Raw genomic sequence first — 15,608 nt, 5'->3', positions numbered from 1 at the left:
CGGAATGCCGAGCAGCCTCCTGCGCGCGGGCGCCGTGGCGGCGCTGGCTGTGCTGACGTTGACCCTCGCGGGATGCGTCGAAACGCCGACACCGACCCCGACACCCACCTCGACGAGCGGCGAGACGGCAGCCCCGGTCGACCCCGAGATCGACCTCGAAGGGTCGGCGGACGACAACCGCGCCTACTTCGACCAGGTCAACGCCGACTTGATCGCCGCCGGGGGAGCGCTCGACGGGCGTGCGTTCATCGACAACCTCGTCGCCGCCGGCTACCCGAAGGCCGACATGGAGGTCACCCCGGATCGCACCGCGATCAACGGAGCCGCCGACAACATCCAGTTCTCGATCCGCCTCAACGGCACCTGCCTCATCGGGCAGTACGGCAACATCGGCTACGCCTCGACCACCGCCGATCTGCTGAGCACCGGTCGCTGCCTCGTCGGCACCACCCGCCCCATCGACTGGTAGCGGGACTCGGCGTTCTCGCAGTCGGCGCGTCTTGCGTCCGCTCGTGCGCGCCATCCTGATCTGGGCATCGATCACGTTGGCGGCAGCGATCGTCGCTCTCACGATGGCTCTCGGCTTCCGTGCCCTGCAACCGGTGAGAAACCAGCAGCTGACGTTCCTGGTCGGCCCCTTCGACCCGAACTGGACATTCGCGCTCGCGTTTACGTTCTTCGTCGTCGCATTTTGCGGACTGCTCATCGCGGCCTGGTGGCGAGCAGTGAGCCGGGGCGCACGCATCCTGCTTGGCACAGTCGCAACACTCGCGGTCATACTCGCGCTTCCGGTGGTTGGCCTCCTCGGGTTCCTGGTCTTCTTCACGGCCGGGGTGTACACCGAGATCCCGGCCTCCGCGGCCGGCCGTGAGCTCGTCGTGCGCGAGTACGGATTCCTCCGCGCCGGACCCCCCTACGTTTACGAGCGCGACGGGATACTGCTGCGCTGGATCGCCACGATTCCGCCCGCAGGCGACACGACACTTTCTTTCGCGGACGGGAATTTCGACGTAATCCGCGCGGGAGATCACGTCGTGCTGCGCTGGGCGACGGAGGACCCGCCGGGAACCGACTGGGCGCGCTTGCCCTGAGTCGCTCGTCGGGCGAGCATCCCCGGCGCTCCTAAGCTGGAGGGTATGGCCGAATACATCTACTCGATGGTGCGCGCCCGCAAAGCGGTCGGCGAGAAGCTCATCCTGGACGACGTCACGATGGCGTTCCTCCCGGGCGCGAAGATCGGCATGGTCGGCCCCAACGGCGCCGGTAAGTCGACGATCCTCAAGATCATGGCGGGGCTCGACACCCCCTCGAACGGCGAAGCGAAGCTGACTCCCGGATTCAGCGTCGGCATCCTCATGCAGGAGCCGGTGCTCGACGAGTCGAAGACCGTGCTCGAGAACGTGCAAGAGGGGGTCGGGCCGATCATGGCCAAGGTCGCCCGGTTCAACGAGATCTCGCTCGCGATGGCCGAGCCGGACGCCGACTTCGACACGCTGCTCGCCGAGATGGGCACCCTGCAGGAAGAGATCGACGCCGCCGACGCGTGGGATCTCGACTCCCAGCTCGAGCAGGCGATGGATGCGCTGCGCACGCCGCCGGGGGACGCCAGCATCCCGCAGCTCTCCGGTGGTGAGAAGCGCCGCGTCGCCCTCACCAAGCTGCTGCTGCAGAAGCCCGACCTGCTGCTGCTCGACGAGCCCACCAACCACCTCGACGCCGAGAGCGTGCTCTGGCTCGAGCAGCACCTCAAGTCGTACCCCGGCGCCGTCATCGCCATCACCCACGACCGGTACTTCCTCGACAACGTCGCCGAGTGGATCGCCGAAGTCGACCGAGGACGGCTCATCGGCTACGAAGGCAACTACTCGACCTACCTGGAGAAGAAGGCCGAGCGCCTCGACATCCAGGGCAAGAAGGATCAGAAGCTCGCGAAGCGACTGAAGGACGAGCTGGAGTGGGTGCGCAGCAGCGCGAAGGGCCGCCAGACGAAGTCGAAGGCCCGTCTCGCCCGCTACGAGGAGATGGCCGCCGAGGCGGATCGCACTCGGAAACTCGACTTCGACGAGATCCAGATTCCGCCGGGGCCGCGCCTGGGCAACCTGGTGCTCGAGGCGAAGAACCTGAAGAAGGGCTTCGGCGACCGCGTGCTGATCGACGGGCTGTCGTTCACGCTGCCGCCGAACGGCATCGTCGGCATCATCGGCCCGAACGGTGTCGGCAAGACGACGCTGTTCAAGACGATCGTCGGGCTGGAGCCGCTCGACGGCGGCGAGTTGAAGATCGGCGAGACCGTCAAGATCAGCTACGTCGACCAGACCCGATCCAACATCGACCCGAACAAGACGCTGTGGGAGGTCGTCTCCGACGGGCTCGACATCATCATGGTCGGCAAGACCGAGATCCCGTCGCGCGCTTACGTGTCGAAGTTCGGCTTCAAGGGTCCCGACCAGCAGAAGAAGGCCGGCGTGCTCTCCGGTGGTGAGCGCAACCGTCTCAACCTCGCGCTCACCCTCAAAGAGGGCGGCAACCTGCTGCTGCTCGACGAGCCCACCAACGACCTCGACATCGAGACGCTCTCGAGCCTAGAGAACGCACTGCTCGAGTTCCCCGGCTGCGCGGTGGTCATCACCCACGACCGGTGGTTCCTCGACCGCATCGCGACGCACATCCTCTCCTATGAGGGCACCGACGAAGACCCGGCGAACTGGTACTGGTTCGAGGGCAACTTCGAGTCGTATGAGGCGAACAAGATCGAGCGACTCGGCCCCGAGGCCGCGGCCCCGCACCGCGCTACCCACCGCCGCCTGACCCGGGACTGACCGTGTCGCGCATCCACGTTCCGATCCGGTTGCGTTGGAACGACCTCGACGCCTACGGGCACGTCAACAACGCCGCGATGCTGACCCTGCTCGAGGAGTCGCGCATCTCGGTGTTCTGGGGCGCCGGCGACCTGCGGGTCGACGGGGTCAACGACGCCGAGGCACCGATCGCCGACACGCGGGACGCCGACACGATCACCCTCGTCGCCCGGCAGGAGGTCGAGTACCTCGCGCCGATCCCGTACCTGCGGGAGCCGCTCGACGTACAGCTCTGGATCGGCCGGCTCGGCGGCGCGAGCCTCGACGTCTGCTACGAGGTGTGCTCGCCCGAGGGTGCCGAGCCCGCGATCGTGTTCGCGAAAGCGGCGACGACGATCGTGCTCGTGGATGCCGCATCCGGTCGTCCGCGGCGCATCACCGAGCGCGAACGCGAGGCGTGGGCATCCCACATCGACGCCCCTGTGGCATTCACGAAGCGTTCCTAGGGACCGCGCCGCGGGTCAGTTCAGCGCGAAGGTGGTGATCCCGTCCGGGGCGATGCGGGAGACGGTGTCCTCCGGAAGGCCCGCACCGCCGAGCGCAGCGGTGCCCGTCGTGCTGACGACGAGGACCCCTGAGGTCGGCGTGACGAGCCGTAGCCGGTTGTACTCGGCACCATGCCCGGGCGGCAGGTCATCGAGCCGCTGGCCGCGGTCCGCGAAGGCGCTGAGCGGGGCACCCGATCCGCCGCTCGATTGCACGACGATCACTGCGTCGTCCACCAGCACCAGGGCGTTGAGACACGCCGACGGGTAGTGCTCGCGGAGGATGCGCGCCGTCTCGATCGTCGCCTCGAGGGCGCCCGTCCCGGGCGGCGCATTCTCGAGCCGGCGGCGCACGAGAGCGAAGTAGACCTCGCTGTCGGTCGTCCCGACGAGGCCCCTGGTCGTTGCGGGATCGAGCAGTGACAGCGCCGGCTCACGCGGCGTGAGGGCGCCGTTGTGCTGGAAAGCCATTCCATCGCGCAGGAACGGCTGGGAGTTGCCGGGGACGGCTGGTGCTCCGCGGCTCGCGAAGCGAAGGTAGACCAGCCGGGCCCGGGACGGCTGTCGGGTGGCCAGATCGAGTTCGGCCAGGCCCGAAAGCGGCTCGATACTGGTCGAGGCGTGCGCGGTGCCGGTCTCGTCGCACCAGGCCGTGCCCCAGCCGTCGGCGTGCAACCGGGCGAGCCCGGCGAACTCGCTGAGGGCACCGGTGCCGATCGTCTCGGCCGCGCTCAGAGGGCGACGGGCGACGATCGCGAGCATCCGTGACATCGGTCGGCCTTTCTTGGATCCATCATCCTATGGCTTGGATCCAAGCCTCGACGTGACGGGGTCGGGTACGGATTGGGCAAGTGTTGACGATAATGTGTGACACACAGTAACGTGTGGTGCGTGAGCGAGAACGACAGTGCACAACTGCAGGAACTCCGGCGCGGAACAGCCGTGCTGGCCTGCCTGCTGATGCTGCGCACACCCCAGTACGGCTACGCCCTCCTCGAGCAGCTCGCCGACGCCGGCATCCCGGTCGAGGGCAACACGCTCTACCCGCTGCTGCGCCGCCTCGAATCCCAGGGGCTGCTCGTGAGCGAGTGGAACACCGACGAGTCGCGGCCGCGCAAGTTCTATCGCACGAGCCCCGCCGGCGACTCGCTCGCCACCGTGCTTCTCGAGGACTGGAAGAACCTCCAGCTCTCCATCGATCGAATCTCCCGGAAGGAGACATCATGAACGCCGCCCGCAACCCCGTCGGTCGCCCGACGGCCGACACCCTCACCGACCGCTACGTGTGGGCGGTGCTCAAGTCGCTTCCCGAGGCGAAGCGCTCCGACATCGACCGCGAACTGCGCGCCAGCATCGCGGATGACGTCGACGCCCGAGTCGCCGGGGGTGACGAGCCGGCGGCCGCCGAACGGGCCGTGCTGCTCGACCTGGGGGAGCCGATGCGGCTCGCCGCCGGATACGCCGGCCGGCCCCTCGCTCTGATCGGGCCCGACCTCTACGTCGACTACGTGCGGCTGCTGAAGCTGCTGCTCTGGATCGTGCTGCCGATCGTGACCGTCACGCTGTTCGTGATCAACGCGCTCAGCGGCGCGGAGCCGGGCGAACTGATCGGCGGCACCGTCGGCATCCTGCTCGGTGTCGGCGTGCACCTGTGCTTCTGGGTGACGCTCGTGTTCGTGATCATCGAACGCACCGGCGCCACGACGCGCAGCGGCGGGAAGGGCTACCCGGGTTCGACGCCGTTCGACCCCGATGAGCTCCACGCGATCGCGACCGGCACCACCGGTGGCCGCAGTGAGCTCATCGCGTCGCTCGTGTTCGCCCTGCTCGTGCCCGTCGCGCTCGTCTGGCAGCAGAACTCGTCGAACTTCCGGGATGCCGACGGCGCACCCATCCCGGTGATCAACCCCGAGCTGTGGTCGTTCTGGCTGCCCTACCTGATCGTGCTCGCCGTGCTGACCGCGGTCTTCGCGGTGGTGCTCTACCGGGTCGGTCGGTGGACCTGGCCGCTCGTCGTCGTCAACGCGGTGCTCACCGTCGCGACGATCGGACCGATCGCGTGGCTGGTCTGGACCGGTGCGGCGCTCAACGAGGCCTACCTCGACCGACTCGGCTGGACCGACTTCGTCGCCGCAGGCAGCCCGAGCGCGACCCTGACGGCCGTCATTCTGGTGGGGATCGCCGCGTGGACGATCATCGACAGCGTCATCAAGACCGTGCGCGCGAGCCGGGTGGCGGAAGCCGTCTAGACCGTCGGAACGCGGACCATGCCCTCCTGTGCCACCGTGGCCAGGAGGGTTCCGTCGCGCGAGAAGATGCGCCCGAACGACAGCCCGCGGCCGCCGAGGGCGACGGGCGACTCCTGCTCGTAGAGCACCCACTCGTCGACCCGCCCGTCGCGGTGCCACCACATCGCGTGGTCGAGGCTCGCGGCTTTCAGCCCGGGCGTGCCCCAGGCGACGCCGTGCGCCCGCATGATGGGTTCGAGAATCGAGTAGTCGCTCGCGTACGCCAGTGCCGCCCGGTGCAGGTTGAGATCGTCGGGCAGACGGCCGAACGCCTTCATCCACACCGCTTGCCGCGGGGAGCGTTCGCCGTCACCGGGGAAATACACGGGATGCTGAACGTGCCGGATGTCGAACGCGCGCTGCGTCGACCAGAACTTCGCAACCGGATGCTCGGAGCCGCCCAGCACGTCGGCGGTGCTCGGCAGCGACTCCGGGTCGGGAAGACCCTCGGGCATCGTGACCGAGTGCTCGAGCCCTGGGTCGGCATCCTGGAACGACGCGATCATCGACAGGATCGGCTCGCCGCTCTGATAGCACTGCGTGCGCCGGGTCGAGAACGACCGGCCGTCGTGGATGCGGTCGACCGAGAAGGTGATCGGCTGTTCCACATCCCCGGGCCGCAGGAAGTAGCCGTGCATCGAATGCACCCGCCGGTCCTCGGGAACCGTACGGGTCGCGGCGACGAGCGCCTGCGCGAGCACCTGCCCGCCGAACACGCGGCCCCCCGGCATCCACTGGCTCGGACCGGTGAAAATGTCTTCCCTGGTGCGGGCTCCGGTGTCGGTCAGATCGAGGGCGGCCAGAAAGCCTGCCAGGGGATCGCTCACGGGTTGTAGTTTAGGAGTCGCATGAGCACCTTCACTCTGGCCGATGCTCCCTCCCTCGATGATCTCCAGGTCTACCTCTCGCGCGCCGCGCGGGTCGAGGAGGGATCCGTGCGTCTCATCGCCGGCTCCGGGGTGCTCGCCGTCTACTGTTCGGTGTTCGCCCCCGCCGGCCTGCTCGATGAGAGTGCCACCGTTCTCGGGCTGCGAACCCTCGCCCTGACCGAGGCTGCGAACTTCGACGCCGTCGTTCCGGTGCGCTCCCTGCTGCAGCGTCTCGAGCGCGCGCAGGCCGAAGGAGCCACGAAGGTCGGGTTGCCGATGGAGGTCAACACCGCCACCTGGGCCGCCATCTCGCCGCCGCGCGGCGGGTGGCAGCAGCTCGGCGAGATCCCGGCGGCGGCAGTCGAACAGTCGGCTCGCGACGGCATCCGGGATGTCGCGGCGGCCGTGCCGGACGGCGTCGGTGAGCAGATCGTGCGTCGCGTTCGCGGCGAGGTCTGGGGTCGCCCCATTCCCGGCGCGGAACACATCCCCTCCGGCGCCGCCTTCGCCGCCTTCGCCCTCGGCTTCCTGGGCGACGACGCCGTGCGCCTCTATGAATCGGGGCCCTGGACCCGGCTCAGCACCCTCCGCGGCCATGTGTTGGTGAAGCGTCGTGCGTGGAACCTCCTGCGCTGAGGTTGCTCGGGGGCGCCGCCACCCGAACCGATTCGCAAGTCAAGAGCGGGGACCCCTACCCCGATTGACTTGCGAATCGGTTCGGATGTCGACGCTGGCCGGGCGCGCTCGCTTCGTCAGAGCTGGTCGGCGATGGCGCGGCCTGCCTGACGGCCGGTGAACAGGCACGATCCGAGGAAGGTGCCCTCGAGGGAGCGGTAGCCGTGCACCCCGCCGCCGCCGAAGCCGGCGACCTCGCCGACCGCGTAGAGGCCGGGGATGGGGGTGCCGTCGGCGTCGAGGGCGCGCGACGAGAGATCGGTCTGGATGCCGCCGAGGCTCTTGCGGGTGAGCACGTGCAGTTTCACGGCGATGAGCGGGTGGTGGGCGGGGTCGAGGAACTTGTGCGGCTTCGCGACGCGGATGAGCTTGTCGCCCCGGTAGCGGCGGGCTCCGCGCAGTGCGGTGATCTGCGCGTCCTTGGTGAAGGTGTTGTCGATCTCGCGGTCGCGCGCCTCGATCTCGTACTTCACCTCAAGGAAGTCGATCTCGACGTCGGGGGAGAGCTTCTTCATGCCGGCGAAGAGTTCGTCGAGACTCTCGGCGACCACGAAGTCGGCGCCCTTCTCTTTGAATGCCTCCACGGCATCCGTCGCGCCCTTGCCGAGTCGCTGCTTCAGCAGTTCGCGCACGCTCTTGCCGGTGAGGTCGGGGTTCTGTTCCGAGCCGGAGAGCGCGAACTCCTTCTCGATGACGCTCTGGGTGAGTACGAACCAGGAGTGGTCGTGCCCGGTGGAGCGCAGGTGCTCGAGGGTGCCGAGGGTGTCGAACCCGGGGAACAGCGGCACGGGCAGGCGGCGGCCGGTGGCGTCGAACCACAGACTCGACGGGCCGGGCAGGATGCGGATGCCGTGGTCGGCCCAGACCGGCGTGTGGTTCTGGATGCCTTCGACGTAGTGCCACATCCGGTCGCCGTTGACGAGCCGTGCGCCCGCGTCTTCGCTGATGCCGAGCATGCGACCGTCGACGTGGGCGGGAACGCCGCTCAGCATCGTCTCGGGTGCCGTGCCCAGCCACTCGGGCCAGGCTTTGCGTACCAGGTCGTGGTTACCGCCGATGCCGCCGCTCGCGACGACCACCGCGGAGGCTTCGAGGGTGAACTCGCCGACGGTCTCACGCGAGGAGGCTTCGCCTCGGGCGGCATCCGACGGCTCGAGGATGCTGCCGCTCGCCCCGGTGACGGCGCCCTTGGTGACGGTGAGGGCATCCACCCGGTGCCGGAAGCGCAACTCGACGAGCCCCTTCTCGACGCCGGCCTGCACCGCCGCGATGAACGGCTCGAGGATGCCCGGGCCGGTGCCCCAGGTGATGTGGAAGCGCGGCACCGAGTTGCCGTGACCCGTCGCGGTGTAGCCGCCGCGTTCGGCCCAGCCGACGACGGGGAAGAACTTCACGCCCTTCTCGGCGAGCCAGTGGCGCTTCTCGCCGGCGGCGAAGGCGAGGTAGGCCTCCGCCCACTGGCGCCCCCAGGCGTCTTCGTCGTCGCGGTCGAACTCGGCGCTCGCGAACCAGTCCTGCCGGGCGAGGTCGTGGGAGTCCTTGATGCCCATCCGGCGCTGCTCGGGCGAGTCCACGAGGAACAGCCCGCCGAACGACCACCAGGCCTGACCGCCGAGACCGGATTCGGGTTCCTGGTCGAGCACGATCACCCGCTTGCCGGCCTCGATGAGCTCGGCGGTGGCGACGAGTCCCGCCAATCCGGCTCCGATGACGATCACGTCGGCGTGCGCAGTCATGCAGGCCCCTTTCCCTGACTTCCGAGGCTAGCCGTACTACTCGTCGAACGTGTTGACCATTGCGTGGGCCGCGCGCTCGAGGTAATCCCAGAGCATCGTCTCGTGCAGCGGCGAGAGCCCCAGCCCGTCGACCGCGACGCGCATGTGGCGCAGCCAGCGGTCGCGGGCATCCGGGTTCACGCGGAACGGGTTGTGGCGGATGCGCAGCCGCGGGTGACCGCGCTGCTCGCTGTAGGTTCCGGGTCCGCCCCAGTACTGCTCGAGGAACCCGGTGAGTCGCTGGATGGCGCCCTCGAGGTCATCCTGCGGGTACATCGGCCACAACACCTCGTCGGTCTGCACGCCGTCGTAGAACGCGCGGACGAGTTTCTCGAAGGTCGGACGGCCGCCGACCTCGCGCCAGAAGTTGCTGCCGACGGGTTCGCCGCCGGGCCCCGCGCGCAGTGTCAGACGGTCGTTCACTTCTTGCCTCCGGTCGTGGGTGGGCGCGGTGTCGCCTGCGGTTTGACGACTCCCGGGATGACGGGGGTGTCGTCTGAGCCCCCGACCTTCGCCGCGCCACCGGCCGCGACGCCGAGCGCCGGCACGCGGATGCCCATGGCGTCGAGGGTGCGCTTGACCCGCGCCCGCAGTTCGCGCGCCACGTCGTCTTTCGCGCCCGTGCGGGTCTTGACGACGAGTCGCAGCACGATCGCGTCGGCCGAGATCGACTCGATGCCCCAGATCTCGGGTTGCTCCATCATGAGGCGCTTCCACTTGCCGTCGGAGCGCATCTCGATGCCGGTCTGCAGCATCCGCTCCTTCACCGCGTCGATGTCGGCGTCGTACGGGATCGCCAGGTCGAGGATGACGCGAGCCCAGCCCTGCGACATGTTGCCGACCCGCAGGATCTCGCCGTTGCGCACGTACCAGAGCGTGCCGTTGACGTCGCGCACGGTGGTGACCCGGATGCCGACCGCCTCGACCACGCCGGTCGCCTGACCGAGGTCGACGACATCCCCGACCCCGAGCTGGTCTTCGGTGACGATGAACAGCCCGTTGAGCACATCCCGCACCACGTTCTGCGCGCCGAAGCCGAGGCCGGCGCCGAGGGCGGCGGTGATGAGCGAGAACGCGCCGGTGGCGTTCGGGTCGATCGCCGACACGATGAGCACGAGCGACACGAGCACGACGACGGTCGTGACGGTGCTCGACAGCACCCCGCCGAACGCGCGGGTGCGCTGCACGATGCGCATCGCGGCGACCGGGGATGCCTGCAGCGCGGCGGTGTCTTCGACGTTCTGCCGCTTCTTCACGCCGCTGATGACGCGGTTCACGACCCGGCGGATGACGAGTTGCAGCACCAGCCGCACGAGGGAGGCGACGACGATGATCGTGAGGACGCGCACCGGCACGCCGAACGTCCCCGTGTAGAACGCCACCACCGCAGCCCAGAACTCCGCCATCCCCCCATTCTCCCGCTTGCGTGCTGGGTGCCGCCCGCGCGCCCGAGCCCGGGCTGGTCCGCGTTTTGCGTCCCGCCTCGCGATTCTTCTTGAGGGGGCGCGACGCAAAACGCGGACAGAGGCTGTGCCCGTTCGAGTGTGTGTAAAGAATACTTGACATCGTGTCGGGATGTCTTTACAGTCAGTGGTGTCAAAGATTGTTGACACCCGAGAGAAAGAGCCACCGTGTCCTACGAAGAGAAGAACACCTGGGTGTTCGCGTTCATCGCCCCCGTGGGGTTCATCGTCTACCTCGTGCTGTTGTTCACCCAGCTCGACGGCAAGCCTCTCGCCGAAGCGGACTACGTCTGGCCGATGCTCGGCACCATCCTCGGGGCGATCGTCGCCGGCATCCTCGGCGGAATCGTCGTGGGCATCGTCACGGGCATCGCGTCGGGCGGCAAGGATGACGGCAAGTCCGATCAGCGCGACAAGCAGATCAACCGGTTCGGCGAGTACATCGGCAGCGCGTTCCTGGTGATGGGGGCGCTCGGCGCCCTCGTGCTCGCCTGGTTCGAGGCGCCGCACTTCTGGATCGCGAATGTGCTGTACCTCGCGTTCGTGCTGCAGGCGATCCTCTCGTCGATCGCGAAGCTCGTCGCCTACCGTCGGGGGCTGCACTCGTGGTGAAGCCGACGAAGGTGACCAACGGCATCCGGGCCCTGCGGTTCGCCGCGGGCGAGATGACCCAGGCCGACCTCGCCGAACGGATCGGCGTGACCCGGCAGACCGTGATCGCGATCGAGCAGGGCCGGTACTCGCCGTCGCTCGAGATGGCGTTCCAGATCGCCCGCGTCTTCGGGGTGGGCCTCGACGACGTATTCAGCTACGACCCCGAGGAGAAGTGATGCGCGCCATCCGCCAGACCGAGTACGGCACGAGCGATGTGCTGAAGCTCGTCGACATCCCGAAGCCCGACCCCGGCCCCGGTGAGGTGCTCGTCGAGGTGAAGGCCGCGGGGGTCACGATGGGCGACTGGCACCTCATGCGGGGCGAACCCGAGATCATGCGGCTCGCCCTCGGCCGGCGCGGCCCGAACGCGGCGGTGCGCGGAATGGAAGTGAGCGGTGTCGTCGCGACCGTCGGCGACGGCGTGACGCGGTTCTCGGTCGGCGATGAGGTGTTCGGGTGGTCGACGGGCGCGTTCGCCGACTACGCGATCTCGCCCGAGGACCGTCTCGCGAAGAAGCCCGCGAGCATCTCGCACGAAGAGGCGGCGACCTCGCCTTTCGGCGGGGGCACCGCGATCCAGGGCATCCGGGCGGCGCGCATCCGGCCGGGCGACGAGGTGCTCGTCATCGGGGCGGGCGGGGGAGTCGGGGTGTTCCTCGTGCAGCTCGCGCGGCTCGCCGGCGCCCGCGTGACCGGGGTGGCGAGTGCCGGCAAGCTCGACCTCGTGCGGTCGCTCGGTGCCGTCGATGCGGTCGACTACCGGGTCGACGACCTCACTCGCTTCGCCGGACGCTTCGCGGTCGTGTTCGACATCGCCGGGGCGCGACCGCTCGGGCTGCTGCGGCGGCTCACCCGTCGACGCGGCGCGATCGTGCTGGTCGGCGCGGAAGGCGGGGGGCGGATGCTGGGGCGCCTCGGGCGCAACCTGCGGGCGGCGCTGTGGTCGCCGTTCGTGTCGCAGCGCTTCATCACCCTCACCGCGAGCGACGACGGGCGCGACTTCGAGCAGCTGCGGGAGCACTTCGAGGCGGGCGACCTGCGCTCGCCGGTGGGGGTGACCTACGCCCTCGAAGACGCCCCGCGGGCGCTCGACGACCTCGCCGCGGGACTCATCCCCGGCAAGGCCGTCGTCATCCCGTGAGTCACCGCGCGAAGAAGCGGGCGAAGAATCCGATGCGCTCGGACTTCGGGTGGCCGGGGCAACGCTGCGAGGCGGGAACCTTGCGCATCACCTGGTCGACGTGCTGACCGCAGCCCGCCCAGGTCGTCTTGCCGCAGGTGCGACAGGTTGCTGCTGAACACATGATGGTCTCCGATCGTCGGGGGTCGAGATCCCCAGTATACCCCCAGGGGTATCGGATCCAAGACCGGCGGCGTCAGGCGAGCGAGAGGAAGAGCTTCTCCAGCTGTTCCCGGTCGAGTTCGGGCTCGTCCTGCTTGGCGCATTTCTCGACGGTGTCGGCGATGATCGCGAACCCGGCCCGGTCGAGTGCGCTCGAGGCGGCGGCGAGCTGGGTGACGACGCTCGTGCAGTCCTTGCCCTCTTCGATCATCCGGATGACGGCGTTGAGCTGACCCTGCGCGCGGCGCAGTCGGTTGAGCACCGGCTTGAGGCTGGTCGGGTCGAGGTCCATGGCATCCTCCGCTCTCCGTGGGCACGGCAATGGTACCGGGCCGCTCCCACTATACCCCCTGGGGTATCTGGTAGCATGGGTGCATGCCATCCATCACCCTCACCGCCGCCAACTTCGAGCGCACCGTCATCGACAACGACATCGTGCTCGTGGACTTCTGGGCCGCCTGGTGCGGCCCGTGCCGCGCCTTCGCGCCCATCTTCGAGCGCGCCTCCGAGGCGCACCCCGACATCGTGTTCGGCAAGGTCGACACCGAGGTCGAACAGCAGCTGGCCGCCGCCGCGCGCATCCAGGCCATCCCCACGCTCATGGCCTTCCGGTCAGGAGTTCCGGTCTTCTCGCAACCCGGCGCGCTCCCCGCGCCCAGCCTCGAGAAACTCATCGAAGCCATCCGTGCACTCGATGTCGCCCCGCGGTCCGGCTCTGCCGGCGCCGCGGCATCCCCCTCACAAGGAGCAGCATGAGCACCATCACCGCAGCCGACCTGGCTGCTCTCGGCACCGACGCGATGATCGTCGACGTGCGTGAACCCGACGAGTTCGCCGAAGCCCGCGTCGAAGGCGCGACCAACGTGCCGCTCGGCAGCCTTCCGGCACGGCTCGGCGAACTGCCGCGCGATCGCACGCTGCACGTCATGTGCCTGTCGGGCGGGCGCAGCGCCCGCGCGACCGCGTTCCTGCGCGCCGAAGGTTTCGACGCGATCGACGTCGAGGGCGGCATCTCGCGCTGGTATCAGGCCGGCTTCCCGGTCGAATCCGGCGTCGCCGCGTGAGCGCCACCCGGTCATCGCGGCGTGCGCGACTCCTGGTCGCCGTGGGTGTCGCCGCGTCGCTGACGCTCACCGTCGCGGGCTGCGCGCCCGCCTCGGCACCGTCATCCGTCGAGGTGAGCGCCGACACGATCATCGTGGATGTGCGCACGCCCGCCGAGTTCGCCGAGGGCCACCTCGAGGGCGCGGTGAACATCGACGTGCAATCCGCCGAGTTCGACGCGCTCATCGCCGACCTCGACCCCGACGCGGAGTACCTCGTCTACTGCCGATCGGGCAACCGCGCGGCGACGGCGATCGACCGCATGGCGGCCCAGGGCTTCGGCTCTCTGGCGAACGGCGGCGGAGTCGAGCAGGCGGCGCAGATCACGGGGCTCGACATCGTCGGCTGAGTTCTCCCGAACAGCACGAAACCCCGTCGGCTCGGATGCCGGCGGGGTTTCGCTGTGTCGCGTGCGGGTGTCACGCCGGGGTCTCAGGCGGCGACGAGTCGGGTCGCCGCGGCGCTTCCCGCGCTCCAGGTGAGATAGCCCCCGTCGAGGTTGACCGCCTCGCGGCCCAGTTGCGTCAGCAGCCGCACGGCGGTGTGCCCGCGCTGTCCGACCTTGCAGTGCACGATGAGCCGCCCCGCCGGGATCTCGCCGATGCGCTCCCGGAGGTCGTCGAGGGGGATGTTGAGCGACCCGGGGATCGCGCCGCCCCGGTACTCGCCGGGGGTGCGCACGTCGATCAGGGTCGCACCCGCCGCGAGTTCGGCGGCGAGCTCGTGCCACTGGATCGACGGGGTGAGGCCGGCGCGGGCGTTGTGCGCGACGTAGCCGAGCATGTTGACCGGGTCCTTGGCCGAGGAGTACTGCGGGGCGTAGCCGAGTTCCAGGTCGGCGAGGTCGGATGCCGTGAGCCGCCCGGTCATGGCCGTCGCGATCACGTCGATGCGCTTGTCGACGCCGTCGCCGCCGACGGCCTGGGCGCCGAGGATCTCGTCGGTGCGCGCATCCACGAGCAGCTTCAGCGCCATCGGCTGCGCTCCGGGGTAGTAGCCGGTGTGCGAGGCGGGGTGGGTGTGGATGACGCGGATCTCGCGGCCCGCGGCGCGCAGTTGCTTCTCGTTCCAGCCGGTGACCGCGATCGTGAGGCCGAGCACGCCGACGACGGCGGTGCCGAGGGCGTCCCGCACGATGACGGGGGTGCCGGCGATCACATCGGCGACGAGTCGGCCGTGCCGGTTCGCGAGGCCCGCGAGCGGCACGAGCCGCTGGTCGCCACTCAACGCGTCGACCTTCTCGACGGCGTCGCCGATCGCGTAGATCGCCGGATCGCTCGTGCGCAGCTGGTCGTCGACGCGGATGCCGCCGCGCGGCCCGAGCGCGAGCCCGGCCTGCGCGGCGAGGGTCGTCTCGGGACGCACGCCGATCGCGGCGAGGACGAGGTCGGCGGCGATCGTGTCGCCGTCGGCGAGGGTCGCGGTGTCGGCACCGAGCGCCACCACTTCGGCGCCGAGTCGGAGGTCGACGCCGGCGGCGCGGAGGCGCGCGGCCACGGGCTCGGCCATCTCGGGGTCGAGAGGGGTCAGCACCTGCGGGTTGCGTTCGACGAGAGTGACGGCGATGCCGCGGTGCAGCAGGTTCTCGGTCATCTCGAGACCGATGAATCCGCCGCCGAGCACGAGGGCGGTGCGCGGCGCCCGGGTCAGCGCCGCCATCGCGGTGTCGACGTCGTCGATGTCGCGCAGGGTGAGCATGCGGTCGGCGCCGGGGATCTCGGGGCGCACGGGGTTCGCGCCGGGCGAGAGGATGAGCGCGTCGTAGCGTTCGTCGGATTCCGTACCGGCTTCGAGGTCGCGCACGCGAACGGTGCGCGCATCCCGGTCGATCGCGACGACCTCGTGCCGCACCCGAACGTCGAGTTCGAACCGCGACCGCAGTGAGGCGGGGGTCTGCAGCAGCAGGCTCGAGCGGTCGTCGATGACGCCGCCGAGGTAGTAGGGCAGGCCGCAGTTCGCGAACGAGACGTGACCGCCGCGTTCGAACACGACGATCTCGGCATCTTCGAGCAGGCGGCGCAGCCGGGTCGCCGCGGACATTCCGCCCGCGACGCCGCCGACGATGAGGATGCGCTGTGAAGTCATACCCCCAAGG

Annotated in this window: 21 protein-coding genes; 13 read left to right on the top strand and 8 right to left on the bottom strand. The window is 69.3% G+C overall.

Annotation, left to right across the window (positions count from 1 at the left end):
* The first annotated feature begins 4 nt into the window (after window positions 1-4).
* From IE173_RS08930 to IE173_RS08915, 4 genes are read left to right on the top strand one after another with little or no spacing between them, the layout of a single operon-like run.
* Window positions 5-469 carry a DUF6993 domain-containing protein gene (locus tag IE173_RS08930; protein ID WP_191283131.1) on the top strand — a complete coding sequence of 155 codons (465 nt, stop codon included), beginning with the start codon at window positions 5-7 and terminating at the stop codon, window positions 467-469.
* Between the two features lie 43 nt (window positions 470-512).
* Window positions 513-1,091, top strand: coding sequence for a hypothetical protein (locus tag IE173_RS08925; protein ID WP_191283130.1), 579 nt, complete (start codon window positions 513-515; stop codon window positions 1,089-1,091).
* A 45-nt stretch (window positions 1,092-1,136) separates the two neighbouring features.
* Window positions 1,137-2,819 carry an energy-dependent translational throttle protein EttA gene (ettA, locus tag IE173_RS08920; protein WP_191283129.1) on the top strand — a complete coding sequence of 561 codons (1,683 nt, stop codon included), beginning with the start codon at window positions 1,137-1,139 and terminating at the stop codon, window positions 2,817-2,819.
* A gap of 2 nt (window positions 2,820-2,821) precedes the next feature.
* Complete coding sequence (locus IE173_RS08915) at window positions 2,822-3,304, top strand: acyl-CoA thioesterase (RefSeq protein ID WP_191283128.1); 483 nt, start codon at window positions 2,822-2,824, stop codon at window positions 3,302-3,304.
* Window positions 3,305-3,319: 15 nt separating this feature from the next.
* Here the strand turns inward: IE173_RS08915 and IE173_RS08910 are convergent, their stop codons facing one another.
* On the bottom strand, window positions 3,320-4,114 hold the full coding sequence (locus IE173_RS08910) for a class II glutamine amidotransferase (RefSeq protein WP_191283127.1): 795 nt from the start codon (window positions 4,112-4,114) through the stop codon (window positions 3,320-3,322).
* 120 nt (window positions 4,115-4,234) lie between these two features.
* Between IE173_RS08910 and IE173_RS08905 the strand changes: the two genes are divergently transcribed.
* Both IE173_RS08905 and IE173_RS08900 read left to right on the top strand, forming a co-directional pair.
* Window positions 4,235-4,570, top strand: a complete 336-nt coding sequence (locus IE173_RS08905) for a PadR family transcriptional regulator (RefSeq protein ID WP_229841999.1) — start codon at window positions 4,235-4,237, stop codon at window positions 4,568-4,570.
* Entirely contained in the window at window positions 4,567-5,592 is a 1,026-nt protein-coding gene (locus tag IE173_RS08900; RefSeq protein WP_191283126.1) for a permease prefix domain 1-containing protein, read from the top strand. Before IE173_RS08905 ends, IE173_RS08900 begins: the two co-directional genes overlap by 4 nt.
* Here the strand turns inward: IE173_RS08900 and IE173_RS08895 are convergent.
* Window positions 5,589-6,458: an acyl-CoA thioesterase gene (locus IE173_RS08895; protein WP_229841998.1), complete on the bottom strand. Its 870-nt coding sequence runs from the start codon at window positions 6,456-6,458 to the stop codon at window positions 5,589-5,591. The two genes, IE173_RS08900 and IE173_RS08895, sit on opposite strands and share 4 nt — an antisense overlap.
* 21 nt (window positions 6,459-6,479) lie before the next feature.
* Here IE173_RS08895 and IE173_RS08890 point away from each other — a divergent pair, with 21 nt between their 5' ends.
* The gene (locus tag IE173_RS08890) at window positions 6,480-7,136 is read left to right on the top strand and encodes a hypothetical protein (protein ID WP_191283125.1); all 657 of its coding nucleotides are present in this window, start codon (window positions 6,480-6,482) and stop codon (window positions 7,134-7,136) included.
* Window positions 7,137-7,252: 116 nt separating this feature from the next.
* Here the strand turns inward: IE173_RS08890 and IE173_RS08885 are convergent, their stop codons facing one another.
* From IE173_RS08885 to IE173_RS15480, 3 genes are read right to left on the bottom strand one after another with little or no spacing between them, the layout of a single operon-like run.
* Window positions 7,253-8,911: an FAD-binding dehydrogenase gene (locus IE173_RS08885; protein ID WP_191283124.1), complete on the bottom strand. Its 1,659-nt coding sequence runs from the start codon at window positions 8,909-8,911 to the stop codon at window positions 7,253-7,255.
* 36 nt (window positions 8,912-8,947) lie between these two features.
* Window positions 8,948-9,373 (bottom strand): globin, encoded by a 426-nt coding sequence (locus tag IE173_RS15485; RefSeq protein WP_229841997.1) that lies wholly within the window; start codon window positions 9,371-9,373, stop codon window positions 8,948-8,950.
* A complete protein-coding gene (locus tag IE173_RS15480; RefSeq protein ID WP_229841996.1) occupies window positions 9,370-10,356 on the bottom strand; it encodes a mechanosensitive ion channel family protein in 987 nt (328 codons plus the stop codon). Before IE173_RS15480 ends, IE173_RS15485 begins: the two co-directional genes overlap by 4 nt.
* Before the next feature lie 225 nt (window positions 10,357-10,581).
* Between IE173_RS15480 and IE173_RS08875 the strand changes: the two genes are divergently transcribed.
* From IE173_RS08875 to IE173_RS08865, 3 genes are read left to right on the top strand one after another with little or no spacing between them, the layout of a single operon-like run.
* A complete protein-coding gene (locus IE173_RS08875) occupies window positions 10,582-11,025 on the top strand; it encodes a hypothetical protein (RefSeq protein WP_191283123.1) in 444 nt (147 codons plus the stop codon).
* Window positions 11,019-11,243: a helix-turn-helix transcriptional regulator gene (locus IE173_RS08870; RefSeq protein WP_191283122.1), complete on the top strand. Its 225-nt coding sequence runs from the start codon at window positions 11,019-11,021 to the stop codon at window positions 11,241-11,243. Before IE173_RS08875 ends, IE173_RS08870 begins: the two co-directional genes overlap by 7 nt.
* Window positions 11,243-12,208, top strand: coding sequence for an NAD(P)-dependent alcohol dehydrogenase (locus IE173_RS08865; protein ID WP_191283121.1), 966 nt, complete (start codon window positions 11,243-11,245; stop codon window positions 12,206-12,208). The genes IE173_RS08870 and IE173_RS08865 overlap by 1 nt, the downstream gene beginning before the upstream one ends.
* Window position 12,209: 1 nt before the next feature.
* Here IE173_RS08865 and IE173_RS08860 read toward each other — a convergent pair whose 3' ends face one another.
* Both IE173_RS08860 and IE173_RS08855 read right to left on the bottom strand, forming a co-directional pair.
* Window positions 12,210-12,371, bottom strand: coding sequence for a hypothetical protein (locus IE173_RS08860; RefSeq protein WP_191283120.1), 162 nt, complete (start codon window positions 12,369-12,371; stop codon window positions 12,210-12,212).
* A gap of 72 nt (window positions 12,372-12,443) precedes the next feature.
* Complete coding sequence (locus IE173_RS08855) at window positions 12,444-12,701, bottom strand: metal-sensitive transcriptional regulator (protein WP_191283119.1); 258 nt, start codon at window positions 12,699-12,701, stop codon at window positions 12,444-12,446.
* An 83-nt stretch (window positions 12,702-12,784) separates the two neighbouring features.
* Here IE173_RS08855 and trxA point away from each other — a divergent pair, with 83 nt between their 5' ends.
* From trxA to IE173_RS08840, 3 genes are read left to right on the top strand one after another with little or no spacing between them, the layout of a single operon-like run.
* On the top strand, window positions 12,785-13,165 hold the full coding sequence (gene trxA, locus IE173_RS08850) for a thioredoxin (RefSeq protein WP_191283118.1): 381 nt from the start codon (window positions 12,785-12,787) through the stop codon (window positions 13,163-13,165).
* Complete coding sequence (locus IE173_RS08845) at window positions 13,162-13,473, top strand: rhodanese-like domain-containing protein (RefSeq protein ID WP_191283117.1); 312 nt, start codon at window positions 13,162-13,164, stop codon at window positions 13,471-13,473. The genes trxA and IE173_RS08845 overlap by 4 nt, the downstream gene beginning before the upstream one ends.
* Window positions 13,470-13,862, top strand: coding sequence for a rhodanese-like domain-containing protein (locus IE173_RS08840; protein ID WP_229841995.1), 393 nt, complete (start codon window positions 13,470-13,472; stop codon window positions 13,860-13,862). The genes IE173_RS08845 and IE173_RS08840 overlap by 4 nt, the downstream gene beginning before the upstream one ends.
* 83 nt (window positions 13,863-13,945) lie before the next feature.
* Here the strand turns inward: IE173_RS08840 and IE173_RS08835 are convergent, their stop codons facing one another.
* On the bottom strand, window positions 13,946-15,598 hold the full coding sequence (locus tag IE173_RS08835) for an FAD-dependent oxidoreductase (RefSeq protein WP_191283116.1): 1,653 nt from the start codon (window positions 15,596-15,598) through the stop codon (window positions 13,946-13,948).
* Window positions 15,599-15,608 lie beyond the last annotated feature (10 nt).

The organism is Pseudolysinimonas yzui, assembly GCF_014653215.1.
GTDB lineage: Bacteria > Actinomycetota > Actinomycetes > Actinomycetales > Microbacteriaceae > Pseudolysinimonas_A > Pseudolysinimonas_A yzui.
Note: the sequence above shows the minus strand (reverse complement) of the source record. Positions and strands in the feature narration are given on the sequence as shown.

What these genes read in the sequence shown, in the direction of transcription:
- IE173_RS08930 (WP_191283131.1), top strand. Translation starts at nt 5, where the DNA reads ATGCCGAGCAGCCTCCTGCGCGCGGGCGCCGTGGCGGCGCTGGCTGTG.
- ettA (WP_191283129.1), top strand. Translation starts at nt 1,137, where the DNA reads ATGGCCGAATACATCTACTCGATGGTGCGCGCCCGCAAAGCGGTCGGC.
- IE173_RS08910 (WP_191283127.1), bottom strand. Translation starts at nt 4,114, where the DNA reads ATGTCACGGATGCTCGCGATCGTCGCCCGTCGCCCTCTGAGCGCGGCC.
- IE173_RS08900 (WP_191283126.1), top strand. Translation starts at nt 4,567, where the DNA reads ATGAACGCCGCCCGCAACCCCGTCGGTCGCCCGACGGCCGACACCCTC.
- IE173_RS08890 (WP_191283125.1), top strand. Translation starts at nt 6,480, where the DNA reads ATGAGCACCTTCACTCTGGCCGATGCTCCCTCCCTCGATGATCTCCAG.
- IE173_RS08885 (WP_191283124.1), bottom strand. Translation starts at nt 8,911, where the DNA reads ATGACTGCGCACGCCGACGTGATCGTCATCGGAGCCGGATTGGCGGGA.
- IE173_RS15480 (WP_229841996.1), bottom strand. Translation starts at nt 10,356, where the DNA reads ATGGCGGAGTTCTGGGCTGCGGTGGTGGCGTTCTACACGGGGACGTTC.
- IE173_RS08865 (WP_191283121.1), top strand. Translation starts at nt 11,243, where the DNA reads ATGCGCGCCATCCGCCAGACCGAGTACGGCACGAGCGATGTGCTGAAG.
- IE173_RS08860 (WP_191283120.1), bottom strand. Translation starts at nt 12,371, where the DNA reads ATGTGTTCAGCAGCAACCTGTCGCACCTGCGGCAAGACGACCTGGGCG.
- IE173_RS08855 (WP_191283119.1), bottom strand. Translation starts at nt 12,701, where the DNA reads ATGGACCTCGACCCGACCAGCCTCAAGCCGGTGCTCAACCGACTGCGC.
- trxA (WP_191283118.1), top strand. Translation starts at nt 12,785, where the DNA reads ATGCCATCCATCACCCTCACCGCCGCCAACTTCGAGCGCACCGTCATC.
- IE173_RS08845 (WP_191283117.1), top strand. Translation starts at nt 13,162, where the DNA reads ATGAGCACCATCACCGCAGCCGACCTGGCTGCTCTCGGCACCGACGCG.
- IE173_RS08835 (WP_191283116.1), bottom strand. Translation starts at nt 15,598, where the DNA reads ATGACTTCACAGCGCATCCTCATCGTCGGCGGCGTCGCGGGCGGAATG.